This is a genomic window from Corynebacterium sp. 20-84, from assembly GCF_053479455.1.
On the sequence record NZ_JBRBCB010000006.1, the window covers coordinates 22,808 to 38,886 of the forward strand.

The 16,079-nt window shown below is 63.3% G+C and carries 15 protein-coding genes; 5 read left to right on the forward strand and 10 right to left on the reverse strand.

Annotated elements, in window-relative coordinates:
- Nucleotides 1-38: 38 nt before the first annotated feature.
- Nucleotides 39-1,529 (forward strand): NAD-dependent succinate-semialdehyde dehydrogenase, encoded by a 1,491-nt coding sequence (locus tag ACUY2Y_RS05770; RefSeq protein ID WP_448325191.1) that lies wholly within the window; start codon nucleotides 39-41, stop codon nucleotides 1,527-1,529.
- Nucleotides 1,530-1,633: 104 nt separating this feature from the next.
- Complete coding sequence (locus tag ACUY2Y_RS05775) at nucleotides 1,634-2,878, forward strand: aromatic amino acid transport family protein (protein WP_448325192.1); 1,245 nt, start codon at nucleotides 1,634-1,636, stop codon at nucleotides 2,876-2,878.
- 67 nt (nucleotides 2,879-2,945) lie between these two features.
- Here the strand turns inward: ACUY2Y_RS05775 and ACUY2Y_RS05780 are convergent, their stop codons facing one another.
- A complete protein-coding gene (locus ACUY2Y_RS05780; RefSeq protein WP_448325193.1) occupies nucleotides 2,946-4,718 on the reverse strand; it encodes an ATP-binding protein in 1,773 nt (590 codons plus the stop codon).
- A 58-nt stretch (nucleotides 4,719-4,776) separates the two neighbouring features.
- Nucleotides 4,777-5,649: a sulfurtransferase gene (locus ACUY2Y_RS05785; RefSeq protein WP_448325194.1), complete on the reverse strand. Its 873-nt coding sequence runs from the start codon at nucleotides 5,647-5,649 to the stop codon at nucleotides 4,777-4,779.
- A 277-nt stretch (nucleotides 5,650-5,926) separates the two neighbouring features.
- Here ACUY2Y_RS05785 and ACUY2Y_RS05790 point away from each other — a divergent pair, with 277 nt between their 5' ends.
- Nucleotides 5,927-6,988, forward strand: coding sequence for a Cj0069 family protein (locus ACUY2Y_RS05790; RefSeq protein WP_448325195.1), 1,062 nt, complete (start codon nucleotides 5,927-5,929; stop codon nucleotides 6,986-6,988).
- 94 nt (nucleotides 6,989-7,082) lie between these two features.
- On the opposite strand, the gene ACUY2Y_RS05795 is transcribed toward ACUY2Y_RS05790, so the two are convergent.
- Complete coding sequence (locus ACUY2Y_RS05795; protein ID WP_448325196.1) at nucleotides 7,083-7,547, reverse strand: BCCT family transporter; 465 nt, start codon at nucleotides 7,545-7,547, stop codon at nucleotides 7,083-7,085.
- Nucleotides 7,548-7,895: 348 nt separating this feature from the next.
- On the opposite strand from ACUY2Y_RS05795, the gene ACUY2Y_RS05800 reads away from it, so the two are divergent.
- Together ACUY2Y_RS05800 and ACUY2Y_RS05805 are read left to right on the forward strand one after the other, a co-directional pair.
- Entirely contained in the window at nucleotides 7,896-8,855 is a 960-nt protein-coding gene (locus ACUY2Y_RS05800; RefSeq protein WP_448325197.1) for a DUF4282 domain-containing protein, read from the forward strand.
- Between the two features lie 118 nt (nucleotides 8,856-8,973).
- The gene (locus ACUY2Y_RS05805) at nucleotides 8,974-10,785 is read left to right on the forward strand and encodes a cation:proton antiporter (protein WP_448325198.1); all 1,812 of its coding nucleotides are present in this window, start codon (nucleotides 8,974-8,976) and stop codon (nucleotides 10,783-10,785) included.
- Between the two features lie 35 nt (nucleotides 10,786-10,820).
- Here the strand turns inward: ACUY2Y_RS05805 and ACUY2Y_RS05810 are convergent, their stop codons facing one another.
- From ACUY2Y_RS05810 to ACUY2Y_RS05840, 7 genes are all read right to left on the reverse strand, one after another.
- A complete protein-coding gene (locus tag ACUY2Y_RS05810) occupies nucleotides 10,821-11,198 on the reverse strand; it encodes a DoxX family protein (RefSeq protein WP_448325199.1) in 378 nt (125 codons plus the stop codon).
- Between the two features lie 20 nt (nucleotides 11,199-11,218).
- Entirely contained in the window at nucleotides 11,219-11,809 is a 591-nt protein-coding gene (locus ACUY2Y_RS05815; protein ID WP_448325200.1) for a Maf family protein, read from the reverse strand.
- A gap of 55 nt (nucleotides 11,810-11,864) precedes the next feature.
- Nucleotides 11,865-12,083 (reverse strand): acyl-CoA carboxylase subunit epsilon, encoded by a 219-nt coding sequence (locus tag ACUY2Y_RS05820; RefSeq protein ID WP_259901050.1) that lies wholly within the window; start codon nucleotides 12,081-12,083, stop codon nucleotides 11,865-11,867.
- 47 nt (nucleotides 12,084-12,130) lie between these two features.
- Nucleotides 12,131-13,648 carry an acyl-CoA carboxylase subunit beta gene (locus ACUY2Y_RS05825; RefSeq protein ID WP_259901048.1) on the reverse strand — a complete coding sequence of 506 codons (1,518 nt, stop codon included), beginning with the start codon at nucleotides 13,646-13,648 and terminating at the stop codon, nucleotides 12,131-12,133.
- A gap of 145 nt (nucleotides 13,649-13,793) precedes the next feature.
- Nucleotides 13,794-14,504, reverse strand: coding sequence for a hypothetical protein (locus ACUY2Y_RS05830; protein ID WP_448325201.1), 711 nt, complete (start codon nucleotides 14,502-14,504; stop codon nucleotides 13,794-13,796).
- Between the two features lie 55 nt (nucleotides 14,505-14,559).
- Complete coding sequence (locus ACUY2Y_RS05835; RefSeq protein ID WP_448325202.1) at nucleotides 14,560-15,285, reverse strand: hypothetical protein; 726 nt, start codon at nucleotides 15,283-15,285, stop codon at nucleotides 14,560-14,562.
- Nucleotides 15,286-15,519: 234 nt separating this feature from the next.
- A complete protein-coding gene (locus ACUY2Y_RS05840) occupies nucleotides 15,520-16,068 on the reverse strand; it encodes an RNA polymerase sigma factor (RefSeq protein WP_448325203.1) in 549 nt (182 codons plus the stop codon).
- Nucleotides 16,069-16,079 lie beyond the last annotated feature (11 nt).

Below are 16,079 nucleotides of genomic sequence, written 5' to 3' on the forward strand. Positions count from 1 at the left end.
GCTGAACACCGGCGAAACCAATTACGAAAGGCGAGATCATGGCTGATTCCAATGGCGCTGTCGATACTGCACAACTGCTCGATTCCCTGCCCACCGGTCTGTTTATCGGTGGCCAGTGGCGTGACGCCTCCACCAACGAGACATTCGATGTGGAGAACCCGGCCACCGGCGAAGTCCTGGCGACACTCCAATCTGCGAATAGCGACGATGCGGTTGCAGCGCTCGACGCTGCGGTCGAGGTGCAAAAGGACTGGGCACGCACCCCGGCCCGTGAGCGCAGTGAGATCCTGCGACGTGCGTATGATCTGGTCACCGAGCGCTCCGAGGAATTCGCCACGCTCATGACTCTGGAAATGGGCAAGCCGCTGGCGGAAGCACGAGGTGAGGTCAAGTACGGCGCAGAGTACCTGCGTTGGTTCGCGGAGGAGACCGTCCGCCAGTACGGCCGCTCCCAGGAAGTGCCGGAGGGCGGCATCCGCATGGTCACTCGACGCAAGCCGGTGGGCCCGTGCCTGCTGATCACCCCGTGGAACTTCCCGTTGGCGATGGCGACCCGCAAGATCGCCCCGGCGATCGCGGCGGGCTGCACGATGGTGCTCAAGCCGGCTGAGCTCACGCCGCTGACCACCTACTACTTCGTTCAGACGATGGTTGAGGCAGGCCTACCGGCCGGTGTCCTCAACGTTGTCTGCGGTACCGACCCGGCAGCTATTTCCGAGCCGCTCATCGCCGACCCGCGTCTGCGCAAGGTGTCCTTCACCGGTTCAACGGCGGTGGGCAAGATCCTGATGAAGCAGGCAGCTGATTCAGTGTTGCGCACCTCCATGGAGCTTGGAGGCAACGCGCCGTTCATCGTCTTTGAGGACGCGGATATTGAGCAGGCGATCACCGGCGCAATGGCAGCGAAGATGCGCAATATCGGTGAGGCCTGCACTGCGGCGAACCGTTTCCTCGTGCACGAGAGCATCGCCGACGAGTTCACCGAGAAGCTCGTCGCGGCGATGGAGGCACTCACCGTGGGCAACGGCCTCGACGAGGGCGTCAACGTCGGCCCGCTGATCGAGGAGAAGGCGCGCAAGAATGTCGCCGCGCTCGTGGATGACGCGAAGCAGAACGGCGCCGAGGTTCTCACCGGCGGCGGTGCCGCCGAGGGTGACGGCTACTTCTTCAAACCGACGGTCCTGCGTGGAGCCAGCACCGATTCCCGGATCTTCAAGGAAGAGATCTTCGGTCCGGTCGCATCGATCTACGAGTTCAGCGATGAAGACGAGGTCATCGAGCTGGCCAATTCCACCGAATACGGCCTCGCCTCCTACATCTACTCCGAGGACCCGGACCGCATGTGGCGGTTGGCTGACGGCCTGGAATTCGGCATCGTCGGCTTCAACGCCGGTGTCGTTTCCAATGCCGCTGTTCCGTTCGGCGGCGTGAAGCACTCCGGCTTGGGCCGCGAAGGCGGAGCAGAGGGCATCGACGAGTACACCGAGGTGCAGTACATCGGTGTCCGCGATCCGTACGCCAACCAGTAGAACCAGCGCGTTCCGCGCAGTTGACGACGCACGGACTGGGGTGACATCTGGGCCACATAGGACCTCAAGTGTGACCCCGGTCAAGTTGTTGCTACATTCTCGCTATGTCATCAACCACTTCTGTGCACGCGCCGTTGCGCGACGACGAATCTGCCCGTTCCGATGAAGCGGGTCACGCCCTCGGTTTCTGGAAGGGCGTAGCCCTGATCTTCGGCACCAACATTGGGGCCGGAATTCTCTCCCTGCCGTACGCGGCCCGCAACGGCGGCTTCCTCGCTCTAGTGGTGGCGCTCGCGATCGCAGGCACCCTGACCACTATTTCCATGCTCTACGTCGCGGAAGTCTCCCTCCGGACGAAAGAGCCGCTCCAGTTGTCCGGCTTGGCGGAGAAGTACCTGGGCCAGACCGGCCGCTTCCTCGTCTTCACCGCGATCATGGTCAACAGCGTCGGTGCATTGATCGCGTACGCATCCGGCTCCGGCAAACTCATGCACAACCTGTTCAACCTGCCTTCCTTGGCGGGCACCTTGATCTTCTATGCCCTGGGTGCCTTCATCATGTGGAAGGGCCTGCAAGCCACAGGGAAGGTGGAAGGGCTGATCACCAGCGGCATGGCGATCATCATCTTCACGCTGGTGGTGTGGACAATCGCCGGTCCCGGCATTGAGCCCGCGAACCTTTGGGTGCTCAAGCCCTACTTCATCATCCCGATCATGAATCTGGCCGTGTTCACATTCCTGGCCCAGTACGTGGTGCCGGAGATGGCGCGCGGTATGGCAGCCACCAAGCCGGAAATGCTGCCGAAAGCGATCATCGCGGGCATGTGCATCACCGCGTTCACCCTCGCGGCTGTGCCGTTCGCGGCGCTCGGCCTGCTGGGCACAGAGGTGACTGAGGTGGTCACCATCGCCTGGGGCGAGAAACTCGGGACTGCGGCTTACTACATGGCCAACTTGTTCGCGCTGCTGGCCATGTTCACGTCCTTCTTGGCCATCGGCTTCACCGCGATGCGCAACGTGCTGGACATCTTCCATTGGCCGGAACACGGGTGGCAGCGTCTCGCCGCAACTGGACTGACGGTGCTTCCGCCTCTCGTGATTGCCGTGGCGGGCCTTGGCGGCTTCGTCTCTGCGCTGACTTACGCCGGCGGTTTCGCTGGCGCCATCATGTCGGTCGTTCCCGTGTTGCTGCTTCGCCGCGCCCGGGCGAACGGGGATCAGACTCCGGTGTGGCAGGTGCGCGGAGTAGACAACACCGTCATCCAGGCGCTCATCATCATCGTCTACGTGGCGGCGTTCATCTACTCCATTATCTCGCTGCTGGGGCTTGTCCCGGCTGGCTGGGCATAAGAGAAACACCGGGGGAAGAGCTTGAACCCTCCCCGGAAAGCGGTGCGACCCGTACGCCAACCAGTAGTTAGCGGATCTCCAGGAGCACGGAGGTCTTATTCACCTGATCGCCCTGCTCCACAGCGAGCCCCTTCACGGTGCCGGACTTGTGCGCCTTGACGGGGTTTTCCATCTTCATGGCCTCGAGCACGAGGAGGATATCGCCCTCGTTGACGGTGTCTCCCTCGGCGACGTTCACCTTGACCACCGTGCCTTGCATCGGGGCGGGCACGGCATCGCCGGACAGGGCTGCCGCGGAATTGCGGCGCTTCTTTGCCTTGCGCTTACCACTGCCGCCGATCACGAGTGAAGCAGGAAGGGCGACTTCGACGCGACGGCCGTCGATCTCCACGGCGTAGGTGCGCTTGGTGCCCGGCTCGTCGCCTTCTTCCTCATCATCGGTGTACGGCGGGATCTCGGCGGTGAACTCCTCCTCGATCCAGCGGGTGTAGACGTCGAAGCCATTCTCGTCGCCGATGAAGGCCGGGTCGTTCAGCACTGTGCGGTGGAAGGGGATCACAGTGGGCAGGCCGTCGACGATGAACTCGTCGAGAGCACGGCGTGCGCGCTGGATGGCTTCCTCGCGGGTCTCACCGGTGACAATGAGCTTGGCCAGCATGGAGTCGAATTGGCCGCCGATCACATTGCCGGCGCGCACGCCGGAGTCGACGCGAATGCCGGTGCCGGCGGGCTCGACATAGCGGGAGATCGTGCCCGGTGCCGGCATGAAGTTCATGCCCGGGTCCTCGCCGTTGATGCGGAACTCGATGGAGTGGCCGCGCGGGGCCGGGTCTTCGGTGTGGCGCAGCTTCTCGCCGTTCGCGATACGGAATTGCTCGCGCACCAGGTCGATGCCTGCGGTCTCCTCGGTGACGGGGTGCTCGACCTGCAGGCGGGTGTTGACCTCCAGGAAGGAGATGATGCCCTCCGGGTTCTGCTCGTCGGCAGGGCTGACCAGGTACTCGACGGTGCCAGCACCGTGGTAGCCGGCTTCTTTCACGATGGCCTTGGCAGAGGAGTGAATCGCCTCGCGCTGAGCATCGGACAAGAACGGTGCAGGGGCTTCCTCCACGAGCTTCTGGAAGCGGCGCTGCAGGGTGCAGTCGCGGGTGCCGGCGACGACGACGTTGCCGTGGACATCGGCAATCACCTGTGCTTCCACGTGGCGGGCGCGGTCGAGGTAGCGTTCGACGAAGCACTCGTCGCGGCCGAATGCGGTGACAGCCTCGCGGGTGGCGGACTCGAACAGCTCCGGGATCTCCTCGCGTGTGTGAGCGACCTTCATGCCGCGGCCGCCGCCACCGTATGCGGCCTTGATGGCCACGGGCAGGCCGTGCTCGTCAGCGAAGGCGATGACCTCGTCGGCGGTGCTCACCGGCTCCTTGGTGCCTGGCGCCATCGGTGCGTCGACCTTTTCTGCGATGTGGCGGGCCTCCACCTTGTCGCCGAGCAGGGCGATCGCCTCAGGCGAGGGGCCGATCCAGGTCAGGCCCTCGTCGATCACGCGGCGCGCGAAGTCGGCATTCTCCGACAGGAAGCCGTAGCCCGGGTGGATCGCATCGGCGCCGGAGGCCTTCGCGGCACCGATGATCTTGTCGAAGCTCAGGTAGGAATCAGCGGCGGTGTTGCCGCCCAAGGCGAATGCCTCGTCGGCGAGCTCGACGAACGGGCTGTCCGTGTCCGGCTCGGCATAGACAGCCACCGACGCAATGCCGGCGTCTTTGGCGGCACGGATGATGCGCACGGCGATCTCGCCGCGGTTAGCAATGAGAACCTTCGAGATGGTCGACGGTGTAGGCACTCTCAACAACGCTTCCTGATCGGTGAATAATTCGTGGAGTTAGATTTCAAGAACTCTACTAGGTCCTATCGATAGGCATCCGCACCATGTTTCCCCACTCGTACCAAGACCCGTCGTAGAGGGAAACTTTTTCCAGGCCAAGGGCGTAGCGGAGGATGAACCACGTGTGCGCGGCGGATTGGCCGTTGCCCGAGTACGTGATCACCGGGGCATCGGTGGGCACCTCGGCGTACGCAGCGGCGATGGAGGCGTGGTCCTTCACGCGACCGTTCGGGTACACCGCATCGCCCCACGGGTGGTTCACCGCGCCCGGAATGTGGCCGTGGCGCAGAACAGGGGAGACACGCAGCCGGTCCGTTTCCAGTTCGTTTTCGGAGCCGGAGAAGAATTCCGGACCGCGGACGTCGATAAGCAAGCTCTTGTCGTCGCGGTCGCGCACCTCGTCCACGAACGTGCGCCACGGCTTATCCTCGCGCTCCACGACCGGATAGTTCTGCGACGGGTACTCCGGAACCGCAAAGGAGGTGTCGCGTTCCTCGCCCATCCACGCGTCGCGCCCGCCGTCGAGAATGCGCACGTCCGGGTGGCCGAACAACTCGAACACCCACGCCGTGTACGCCGCCCACCAATTGTTGTGGTCGCCGTAAATGACCACCGTGTCGTCGCGGCCGATGCCACGGGCGTTCATCAATTCAGCGAATGCCTCGCCATCGATGAAATCGCGCACCACCTCATCGTTGAGGTCCTTGTGCCAGTCAATGCGCACCGCGCCCGGGATGTGGCCGATGTCGTAGAGGAACGCGTCCTCGTCCGACTCCACCACGCGCAGGCCCTCGACGCCCAAGCGGGCGGACAGCCAGGAAGCGGACACGAACTTTTCCGGATGCGCGAAGTCCTGGAACAGCGGGAACGGATCAGCGGGAATTCCCATGTGACTAACCTCTTCGTGCAGGCGTACGGCGAAAATGAATATCGGGGCAAATGTGGCTACACGTTTCGTGTGGCCGGTCACCGCCAACACTACCTGTGAACCCCCGGGGACTGGTCAAGTAAATGTGAAGTTTCGAGCGTGTGAACTTAATTACTATCCATTTCACTTGCACGGCGGGACCGTGAAAAACACCTTAATCTCAAAGTGGGAACCTCCGGGAAATTGGGACTGGGTGTTCCTCTCCGCATTGAAAGCACTTATCTTAAGGGGATTCACCGTGCACAAGGCAATCGTCGTCTTCGAGGTCGAAGGCGGTTCCGACAAGTACTTCGACGGGCACCGCAAGGACACCATGCCCATCGTCAACGCCATCAAGGACAAGGGCTGGAACTCGGAAGTCGTGTACTTCCGCCCCGAGTGGTCCGACGACATCTTCGAGTATGTCTCCAATAACTTTGACGCCTACATTTCCCGCGTGAACCCGGGCAATATCCCGGGCGGCGAAAAGGGCTACTTCGACCTGCTCACCCGCCTGTCCGAGGCCGGTCTCGTGGGCATGTCCACCCCGGAGGAGATGGTCTCCTACGGTGCCAAGGACGCACTGGTGAAGCTGAACAAGACCGACCTGGTCCCGGAGGACACCGCCGCGTACTACGACGTCGAGTCTTTCCACGACACCTTCCCGACCTCCCTGTCCTACGGCGAGCGCGTGCTCAAGCAGAACCGCGGCTCCACCGGCTCCGGCATCTGGCGCGTCCGCCTCGCCGACGAGTCCGTCGCCGAGTCCGTCGAGCCGGGCACCGCTCTGCCGCTGGACACCAAGCTCAAGTGCACCGAGGCCGTGGACAACCACACCGAGGACCGCGAGCTGGGCGAGTTCATGGACTTCTGCGACCAGTACATCGTCGGCGACAACGGCATGCTCGTGGACATGCGCTTCATGCCGCGCATCGTCGAGGGCGAGATCCGCATCCTGCTCGTCGGCCCGCACCCGGTCTTCGTCGTGCACAAGAAGCCGGCCGAGGGCGGCGACGCATTCTCCGCCACCCTGTTCTCCGGTGCGAAGTACACCTACCAGAAGCCGGAGGAGTGGCAGGAGCTCGTCGACATGTTCGCCGAGGCTCGCCCGGTCATCGCCGAGAACCTCGGTGGCGACAACATCCCGCTGATCTGGACCGCCGACTTCATGCTTGCCGACGATGATGAGACCGGCGAGGACACCTACGTCCTCGGCGAGATCAACTGCTCCTGCGTCGGCTTCACCTCCGAGCTGGACATGGGCATCCAGGAAATGGTCGCCGAGGAGGCCATCGGCCGCGTCGAGGCGAAGCACGCTTAAGACAGCTCGCTTCTAGCTGACAAAAGCCCCGGACTCTTCCCCTCTAGATGGTGGGGAAGCCCGGGGCTCTTTTACGTGTCCGGTCGGCGGGGGGCTATGCTTCGCCGGCGATCAGCTGAGCGGATGGACAGCGGCAGGTGTTAGCGGTAGCGGCCAGGCCCAGTGCCACGCTCATCAGCGCGTACATGGGCCAGTCGGGGATGCCGTAGTGGAAGATGGTCCACACTGGCGCCATCTGCGCGGCGGCGTCGGAAAGCGGCTTGCTGTCCGGCGGGGTGAGGAAGTTCGTGGCCGGCTCGGAGATGGCACAGAACATCAGGTCCACGCCGATGCCGGCGGCGAAAAGCATCGATGCCCAGGTGAAGAGGCTGAATTGCGGCCGCGAGTGGTCGGGCCCTAAGCGGATTTCGCCGAATTTACTCAACGCAACGGTGAGCACGAAGATGACGATGAGTGCCGCGGTGAGGACGTAGTACCAGCCGAAAGTGCGGCCGATCCAGTCCATGGAGCCGAAGATGATGTTCTCGGTCTGGTCCGGGAAGATTGCGGCCCACAGCACGAAGCCGACGATCAGGATGCCGGAGGCAAGACTGGTTTGTTGACGCGGGAGTATCCCTTGGCGCCTAGTTCTTCGTGGGCTTCGTCGTGGAAGCTCTCCACGTCGATCCCTTCAGTGTCCTTGTTCTGATTGGTATCGGTTTTAGATTTTGTAGGGGCTGAAGCTCGTGCGCGCGACGCGTCGGGGCTCACTGTTGCTCCTTCATATTCATTTGGGAAACGGAAAAAGACTGGTGTTTCGTGCCGAAAAAGGGCACAAGTCCACCACGATAGCGATAAGACGAGCGCTTATCCGTGCTGAACCGTAGACTGTCTTAGGTCTGACCGCGAAATTTGAAAAGGATTGCACATGTCTACTCCGTACAACCCTGAAAATTCCTCGAACCCGGATTTCGGCTCCACCCCGGATTACGGTTCGACTCCGTCGTCCTCTGGTGCGGAGAACACCGGCTCCGGCGCCCACAGCGCCCCGGGTAACTACGGGTCCTCCGATTCCTTCGGTTCCTACGGCGCATCGTCTGCCGGTGCTTCCAACTCCGGCTTCGGCGCGTCCAACAACTCTGGCTTCGGTGTATCCAGCCCCGGCTCCACCGGCGCTGCTTCCACCGGCCAGAACACCACATCCACCGGTGCAGCCAACACCAACTCCGGCTTCGGCGCGTCCAACAACTCTGGCTTCGGTGCATCCAGCCCCGGCTCCACCGGCGCTGCTTCCACCGGCCAGAACACCGCATCCACCGGTGCAGCCAACACCAACTCCGGCTTCGGCTCCTACGGTGCGACCGACTCCAGCAACGCCTCCGCAGCAACTGGCAGCTTCGCACAGACCTCCCAGCAGCCGAACTACGGCGACCAGTACGGTCAGCAGCAGTACGGCCAGACGCAGAGCAGCCAGGCACAGGGCGCCCAGTTCGGTCAGGGCCAGGCTCAGAACCAGAACTTCGGTGCTGGCGCTTTCCCGCAGGATGCACAGGCGGCTGTGAGCAAGAAGAAGGACGGCTTCTTCGGTGCTCTCTTCGACTTCGAGTTCCGTCGCTTTGTCACCATTGACTTTGTCAAGATCATCTACATCATCTACCTGGTCTTCGCTGCCCTCATGTGGGTCGGCGGCCTGATCGCCGCGTTCAGCGGCTTCTCTCAGGGCGCGGGCATCGGTCTGCTGATGCTCATCGGTTGGCTGATCTTCGGCACCCTCTGGGCGCTGTTCCAGGTCGTGATTTCGCGTGTGATGCTCGAGGTCCTCGTCTCGGTGGTCCGCATCGCCCAGAACACCACCGAGCTGGTGGATCAGGGCGAGGCACGGAAGTAGCAGCCTTGCGCTGAACCGCAGCGCATCAAACCGAGCCGCCCCGCACCCCCGTAAGGACAAACAGTCCGCTCACGGGGGAGCGGGGCGGTTTTCGTGTGCGCCACTAGAATTTGTGACCGTGACGTTCATCATCTTGCTCATCGTGATCATGCTGTCGGTCATCGCGCTCGCGGAACCGTTGGGGGAGCGCATCGGGGTGGTCGCTCCAGTACTTCTGCTTGTCCTCAGCGCGGCGGTGGCATTCGTGCCGCAGGTGCCGGAGGTGGTCATCGACCCGGAGATCATTCTGGAGTTGATCCTGCCGCCGCTGCTGTTCGCGACGGCGATGCGCATGCCGGTGCACGATTTCCGCCGGAATTTCAGTTCGATCTTCCTGTTGGCGGTCGTGCTCGTGGTGCTCACGGCAGTGTCGGTGGGCTGGGTGATCCACCTGATCGTCCCGGCGATCCCGCTGCCGATCGCGATCGCGGTGGGTGCCGTGGTCAGCCCGTCGGACGCGGTGGCTGTGGGCATTGTGAAGAAGGCGGGTGTGAATAGGCGCATCATCGCGATCCTGGACGGCGAGGGCTTGATCAACGATGCCTCCGCACTGGTCACCCTGGGCACGGCGCTGCTGGCGGCGCGGTCGAAGGTGACGGCGGGGGAAGTGCTGGCCAACTTCTTCTGGGCGGTGGCCGGCGCGGTGATCGTGGGCCTGCTCGTCGGTTACGGCGCGATGTTCCTGCGCCGGTTCGTCCACCATCCGACATCGAACACGGTGCTCTCGCTGGCCATCCCGTTCGCGGCGTTCCTCCCGACGGAGGAGATCGGCGCGTCGGGCCTGGTGGGCACGGTCGTGGCCGGTCTCGTGGTGGCGCGAAAGAGCGTGGGGGTGCTGGGGCCGTCGGTGCGCATGTCCGACGCGCAGACTTGGGACACGCTCGGCCTCGTTCTGGAGTCGCTGGTCTTCGTGCTGATGGGATTGCAGATGCCGCACCTGATTGACGACGCACGGGCATCCGGCTACACGTTCATGATGTCGTTCACCGTGGCCATGGCGTGCTGGGCGACGGTGCTCGTCGTGCGCACGCTGACGGTCACCCCGATGATGTACGTGATGCGCTCGCAGGCGGAGCGCACGCTTAAGCGCATGGAGCGCCTCGACGTTCTCGATAGCCACATCCAGGAGGTCTCCGCTGACCCGCGGATGCAGAACGAGCGTGCGCAGCGGCGCCTCAGCTCAGCGCAGCAGACGGTCAGCCGCCGCTACGGTGATGCGCGCTATTTCGCGGAGAAATCGCTCGGTTTCCGCGCCGGCTCCGTCATCGTGTGGGCGGGCATGCGCGGCGCGATCACTCTGGCCGCGGCGCAGACGCTTCCGCACGACACGGAGGGACGCGGTTTCCTCGTGCTCGTCGCGTTCATCGTCGCGGGTGCGTCGCTCATTGTCCAGGGCGGCACACTGGGCTTGCTTGTCGACGTAGTCAACCCCGGCCAGGACGAGCCGAGTTCGTGGGAGGAACGCCAGCGTCAGCGCACGCTGCTCCGCGACGCGGCGACTGCCGTGCCGGTTCCGGCGGATCTGGAGCGCGCTCTGCGCTACGGCGGCCTGTCGGAGGAGAAGATTCACGCGGCGAAGGTCGAGGACCTGCTCGGCGTGCTCCGCAATCCACACGGTTTCAGCGCGGCCGCCGACGAGGAGGAAGAGGTGGACCTCAAGGCGATTCCGCAGCAGCTCGCGGACTACGGCATCGCGCGCGTGAAGGCCCAGCGCGAGGCACTCGTCGCGGACCGCGACGCCGGGCGTATCGACGCCGACGATTTCTCCTACCAGCTCCGCCGCCTCGACGGTGCTCAACTGTCCATCGAGGCCCAGTCAGAGAGCTTCCTGCGCACGGGCATCATGGGCGGGAACGAACCGGCCCGGGAGGGGGAGGAGGTCAGCGGTTAGGAGCAACCGCCGAAGGCGAGTGCCAGACACAGCGGCTAGACGCCTCGGGCGATGTCGATTCCGGCGCGGATCAGCGGGATCTGCAAAGGCAGGCGGCCCAGCGAGATGATCTGCCTGTGCCAGGGCTTGTCCCGCCACAGATAGGCCATGTAGAAATTGCCCGGCCACACAGCGGTGAATAGCGCGGCCGCTGCAGCACCGCCGGTGCGGCGGGTCGAGGGGATAGCCAGAAGCGCAGCGGTGGCAAGTTCCGCGGCCCCGGAGACGTAGGTGTACGTGCGTTGGCTGCCTGGCAACTGCGGCGGGACGATCCCGTCGAAGGGCTCGGGTTTGAGGAAGTGAAGGGCGCCCGGACCGGCGAGCAGCGGGACGAGGGATTTCTTCACAAGGTGGCCGGGACTGTCAATATTCATGCTGCCCAGCCTAGGCCCATTCACCGCCACAGATCCGAGGCGTTCACCCCGAAGGAATAAAGGGCCTTGCGCAAAAGTGGCAGGGACAGACCGATGACGCTGGTCTGGTCGCCTTCGATGGAGTCGATGAACCAGCCGCCGAGGGCCTCGAGGGTGAAGGCGCCGGCGCATTCGAGTGGTTCGCCGGAGCGGGCGTAGGCCTCGATATCGGCGTCTGTGGCGTCGCCGAAGTGGATGCGGGTGGACACGGTGTCCACGACCCATGTGCCCTTGTAACCAATGGCGTGGCCGGTGATCAGCTCGGCGGTCTGCCCGCGCTGCTCCCGCCAGCGACTGATGGTGGCCTCAACGGTGTGGGGCTTGCCCTGCAGCTGGCCGTTCAACAGCAGCATGGAATCGCAGCCGACCACGATGTCGTCCGGATACTCCGGCGCGACCGCATCGGCCTTGGCACGGGCCAGCGCCGAGACCACATCCGCCGGGGCAGAACCCGCCAGAGATGAGATGATCGCGTCCTCGTCGACATGCGCCGGGTGCTGGACGGGATCCACACCGGCGTTATCCAAGATCATCCGACGCGACGGGGACTGGGAGGCGAGAACGAGGCGCATAAGCAGGAGAGAAACCTAAAGCAGAGCAGAGAAACCTAGACCAAAGGAGCGAAACCTAAAACAGCGTCTGCGAGTTGAACGCGGACGGGTTGTACACCACCGGGCCGTGGTCGCGCGGGGTGGGGCGGCCCCAGAGGTTGCGGTGGCCGCCGGAGGTGCGCGACTTGGCTGCCTGCTGCAGGTCGGTGAGCACCTGGGTCAGTGCGGCGAGCTCCTCATCGGTGGGCTGGCCTTTGACGACGGTGAACAGGGGTTGTGCCGTGGGCTGGGACATCGCAGGTGTGACCTCCTAACAGGGTGGGAAATAGACGGAACAGGGAACTAGAGCGGGATATTGCCGTGCTTCTTCGGCACGGAGTAGACGACCTTGCGCTCGAGCAGGCGCAGCGCCTCGAGCACCTGAGTGCGGGTCTGGGACGGCTCGATGACGATGTCGACGAGGCCGCGCTCGGTGGCCACGTACGGGGTCATGGTGGTCGCGGCGTATTCATCGGCGTCGACGGACAGGAGCTCGGCGGCAGTGGTGGCGTCGGCAAGCGCGATCTGCGCGGTCGGCCATGCGAGCACGATATCGGCACCCAGGTCCTTCGAACCCATGGTCACGTATGACGGGCCGATCGCGCGACGGGTGATCACGGTGATCTTGCCCACCTGGGCCTCGGCGTACGCGAAGGCCAGCGCCGCGCCGTGGGTGGCGGAGCCCAGGTGCTCTTCTTCCTCGGACGGGAAGAAGCCGGGGGAGTCGACGAATTCGACGATCGGGATATTGAAGGAATCGCACACGCGAATAAAGCGCGCGGCCTTTGTCGCGGCGGCGTGGTCGAGGCAGCCAGCGAGCACGCTCGGCTGGTTGGCCACGATGCCGACGGCGCGACCGGAGATGTGCGCGAAGCCGGTGACGATATTGTCCGCATAGCCGCGACTCAGCTCGGTCAGGCCCTTGTCGGTGACGCGGGTGATGATCTCGCGGACGTCGTAGGACTCCGCGTCCGAGTTCGGGATGAAGGTGTCCAGATCACCGGTCTCCGGCTCGGTGGAGCTCTCGTTGATGGGGGAGGCCGCGCGGTTGTTCTCCGGCAGGAAGCCGACTAGGTCGCGCACCGTCGACATCGCCTCCACATCGGTCGGGGCGACCAGGTGTGCGATGCCGGTGACCTTGGAGTGCACGTCGGAACCACCCAGGGACTTCGCGGTGGCCACGCGGCGAGTCACCTTCGTCACGGCACTCACCGACGTCAGATGCATGGTCGCATTCTTGACCATCACCGTGATGTCGCTGACCGGCACGAGCAGCGCCGCCAGGGACGCGACCTCGCCCGCCACGACGGAGATCTGCGGCACGACACCGGATGCCTCCGTGGCCTTGCGCAGGATCTTCGCGGACATCGCCGCGGTGACCACGCCTTCCTGCAGGCGCCCGCCCGTGGAGTCGTGGATCGCGATGACCGGCACACCCGTCTTGATAGCCAAGTCGTAGATCTTCAGGATCTTCTCGGCGTAGACCTCGCCCATCTGACCGTCGAAGATCGAGGCATCGTGGGCATAAACGGTGACCCGTCGGCCGTCGATAAGCCCATAGCCCGTGACAACGCCGTCGGTCGCGGGCTTGGTGCGTCCCATGCCGTATTCCTCGACGCGGTGGCGTGCGAGCGCGTCCGTTTCGAGGAAGCTGTCGGTATCCAGCAACGCCTCGATGCGCTGCCGTGCGGTGGAAATCCCCGCTTCTCCCGCAGCCCGGGTTGCTTCGCTGCCCATCGGCTCGCGCGATTCAGCGAGCCTGTTGCGCAGGTCCTCGATTTTGCCAGCGGTCGTGGTCAGGTCGGGCTTTTTGTCGGTCATAGCGCTCCACTTTACGGGCTCACAGCCTCTTCATCAGGTTCCACACCGCCTATCGGTCGGCGCGTCCCCAATGTTTCGCGAAGCGCTTATCGACGCCCACCCTGCACCCCGAATCCCCTCATCCCCGCGGCAGGAGCGAATTGCCCTAGTCGTAGTGGCCGAGAATGTATTGGTCAGAGCGGTTCCAGTACTGGTTGAATGCGTCGACGTCTCCGTCGACTGCTTCGATGTGCCCGTTGTCGTAAGCAAGTGTGACGCTGTTTTCCAGCTTCACGCTGCCCATGAGGTCTTGTTGCCGTTCGTACCAGTCGAAACTGATGGTGTCGCCGTCAAGGGAAACGTTGTCGATCCGACGGAATGTGCGCATCTCTCCGTCCGGTTCGCCGTTGATATAAAAGGCGATGCCCTGCGAAACGGAGGCACCGGTATTCGCCGGGCCGTCTATACCGCCGCGTCCACCGTAGAAGATGATCCAGCTGACGGGCGCGCACGGGTCGTAGAAGTTGTCGATGTTCTCGATCCAATAATGGGTGTCGTGAGGGTTATCGCCCACCCGGGGCATGCGCCCCGGGGCAGTTCCGTCCTCGTACTGGTCCCGTGGGTCCTTGGGCAGGGAGGCGCACTTCTCTTTCTTCTTGGGCTTCTCCGACTTCGTTTCTTTCTCGGCCGGAGCTTTGGTCACCGTCTCCGTGACCACTTCTTCTTCCACCCCCTCGTCCGCCGACGGCGCTGACACCGTGCTGAGCGGTGCTGACTGCGGTTCAGGCTCCGCCAAGTTCTCCGACGTGGAGCAACCAGCGGTGAGAGTAGCGAGCGCAGTCAGAGCTGCAAGGACCGAAGCGCGACGGGATCTCATACCTGTTGAGTGTAGCGACCGCTCCGGGCCGCACCACCACGTCTGAGTGGCCGGACTAGTCGTAGGTGCCCAGCATGTACTGGAACGATGGCTCGTTCCACCTGTCGTTGAATTTGCCCACTTCACCGTCAACCGCTTCAATGCGTCCGCTTGCCGCGCTGAGCGTGACTGAATAGTGCGCGGTGATGCCGTCGGCGGTGTAGCTCGTGCGCTCGCCCCAGGACAGTTCAATGGTGTCGCCGTCGACGGAAATATCCTCGATGGACGTGAGCAAACGCATCTCGCCGTCCGGCTCCCCGTTGATATAAAAAGCCACGCCGTCGGAACGCGCGCCTGCGGTCATTGCTGGACCTTCGGGAGATCCGGTCTCTCCGTGGAAGAGAATCCAGCTGACCTCCGCGCAGGGGTCGTAGTGGTTCTCAATGTCGGCGATCCAGTAGTTGTAATCGCTGTCAGGCTCAACGACCGGCATCCGCCCCGGTGCAGTACCGTCCGCGTACTGGTCCCGCGGGTCCTTCGGCAGGGACGCGCACGAGCCCGAGCCCTTCTTCTTATCGGACTTCTTGGATGAGGAAGACTCCCCAGTGTCATCGGAGTCCTTCTCCGGCGCGGCCTCACGGGTCACGACTTCGGTGACCACTTCGTCCTCGGCGGAATCAGCGGGGGAGGGGGCTGCGACGGTGTTCATCGCCGGTTCTTCAAGGCCCTCGGACGCGCAACCGGCGGCCAGTGTCGCCACGGCCGCCAGGGCTGCAAAAAGGGGAGTGCGGTGGGATTTCATGGGCTGAAGTGTAGCCCGCGGGCGCTAACTCGGCTTGCTGTGGGGCCCAATTAGTTACATAAGTACTTCATGGCGGAAGTTCAGCCGCGCGGTCATCGTTGCGTATGCCAAAGCACAAGTCTCTATTTTCTTGTCGCGGGTTGTTACTCTGCTACCACCCGCGAAGCATTTGTTTCCATACACCCAAAACCGCTATGGCATGCGTCTTCGCTCGCTGGCCGCAACAACTGCCCACTAGCTTGCAGGCTGCAGCAATTCTCGTAGGCTCTTGCGGGCGCGGTGAACACGAACCTTCGTAGCTGACAACGTGGAGTTTTGGTGCTCGGCGATCTCTGCAAGGGAGAATCCGGCGACTTCAGCGAGAATCAGAGCTTCACGTGAGGTAGCCGGAATCTTTGATAGTGCGTTGTTCAACGCGTCGTTATCTGCGATGGAATTTTCGAATTCAGCTACGGGGTCTGCGAATTCGAATGATGACGTCTCGTCATCGTTTGAGACGGGGGCATCCATGGAAACGTCCGGACGGCGCTTCCTCACAAGCTCAAGTGAAGCATTCGAGGCGATGCGGTACATCCATGTTCCGAAGCCCGATGCACCACGGAATTTAGAGAGATTCTTCCAGCCGAGGTAGATTGCGGCTGCGAAAGCGTCCTCAGCATCGTGGTGGTTTGCCGTGATGCGCAGACATACGTTGTAGAGGCGGGACTCGTTCTGTTTCACTAGCTCGGAGAAAGCTGACTGATCGCCGCGCTTTGCGTCGGCGATAAGCTGAGATTCAGTCATGAGCCACTTTC

Bases quoted from the DNA above. Each gene is read 5' to 3' on its own strand.
- ACUY2Y_RS05770 (WP_448325191.1), top strand. From the start codon at position 39: ATGGCTGATTCCAATGGCGCTGTCGATACTGCACAACTGCTCGATTCC.
- ACUY2Y_RS05775 (WP_448325192.1), top strand. From the start codon at position 1,634: ATGTCATCAACCACTTCTGTGCACGCGCCGTTGCGCGACGACGAATCT.
- ACUY2Y_RS05785 (WP_448325194.1), bottom strand. From the start codon at position 5,649: ATGGGAATTCCCGCTGATCCGTTCCCGCTGTTCCAGGACTTCGCGCAT.
- ACUY2Y_RS05800 (WP_448325197.1), top strand. From the start codon at position 7,896: ATGTCTACTCCGTACAACCCTGAAAATTCCTCGAACCCGGATTTCGGC.
- ACUY2Y_RS05810 (WP_448325199.1), bottom strand. From the start codon at position 11,198: ATGAATATTGACAGTCCCGGCCACCTTGTGAAGAAATCCCTCGTCCCG.
- ACUY2Y_RS05815 (WP_448325200.1), bottom strand. From the start codon at position 11,809: ATGCGCCTCGTTCTCGCCTCCCAGTCCCCGTCGCGTCGGATGATCTTG.
- ACUY2Y_RS05820 (WP_259901050.1), bottom strand. From the start codon at position 12,083: ATGTCCCAGCCCACGGCACAACCCCTGTTCACCGTCGTCAAAGGCCAG.
- ACUY2Y_RS05825 (WP_259901048.1), bottom strand. From the start codon at position 13,648: ATGACCGACAAAAAGCCCGACCTGACCACGACCGCTGGCAAAATCGAG.
- ACUY2Y_RS05830 (WP_448325201.1), bottom strand. From the start codon at position 14,504: ATGAGATCCCGTCGCGCTTCGGTCCTTGCAGCTCTGACTGCGCTCGCT.
- ACUY2Y_RS05835 (WP_448325202.1), bottom strand. From the start codon at position 15,285: ATGAAATCCCACCGCACTCCCCTTTTTGCAGCCCTGGCGGCCGTGGCG.
- ACUY2Y_RS05840 (WP_448325203.1), bottom strand. From the start codon at position 16,068: ATGACTGAATCTCAGCTTATCGCCGACGCAAAGCGCGGCGATCAGTCA.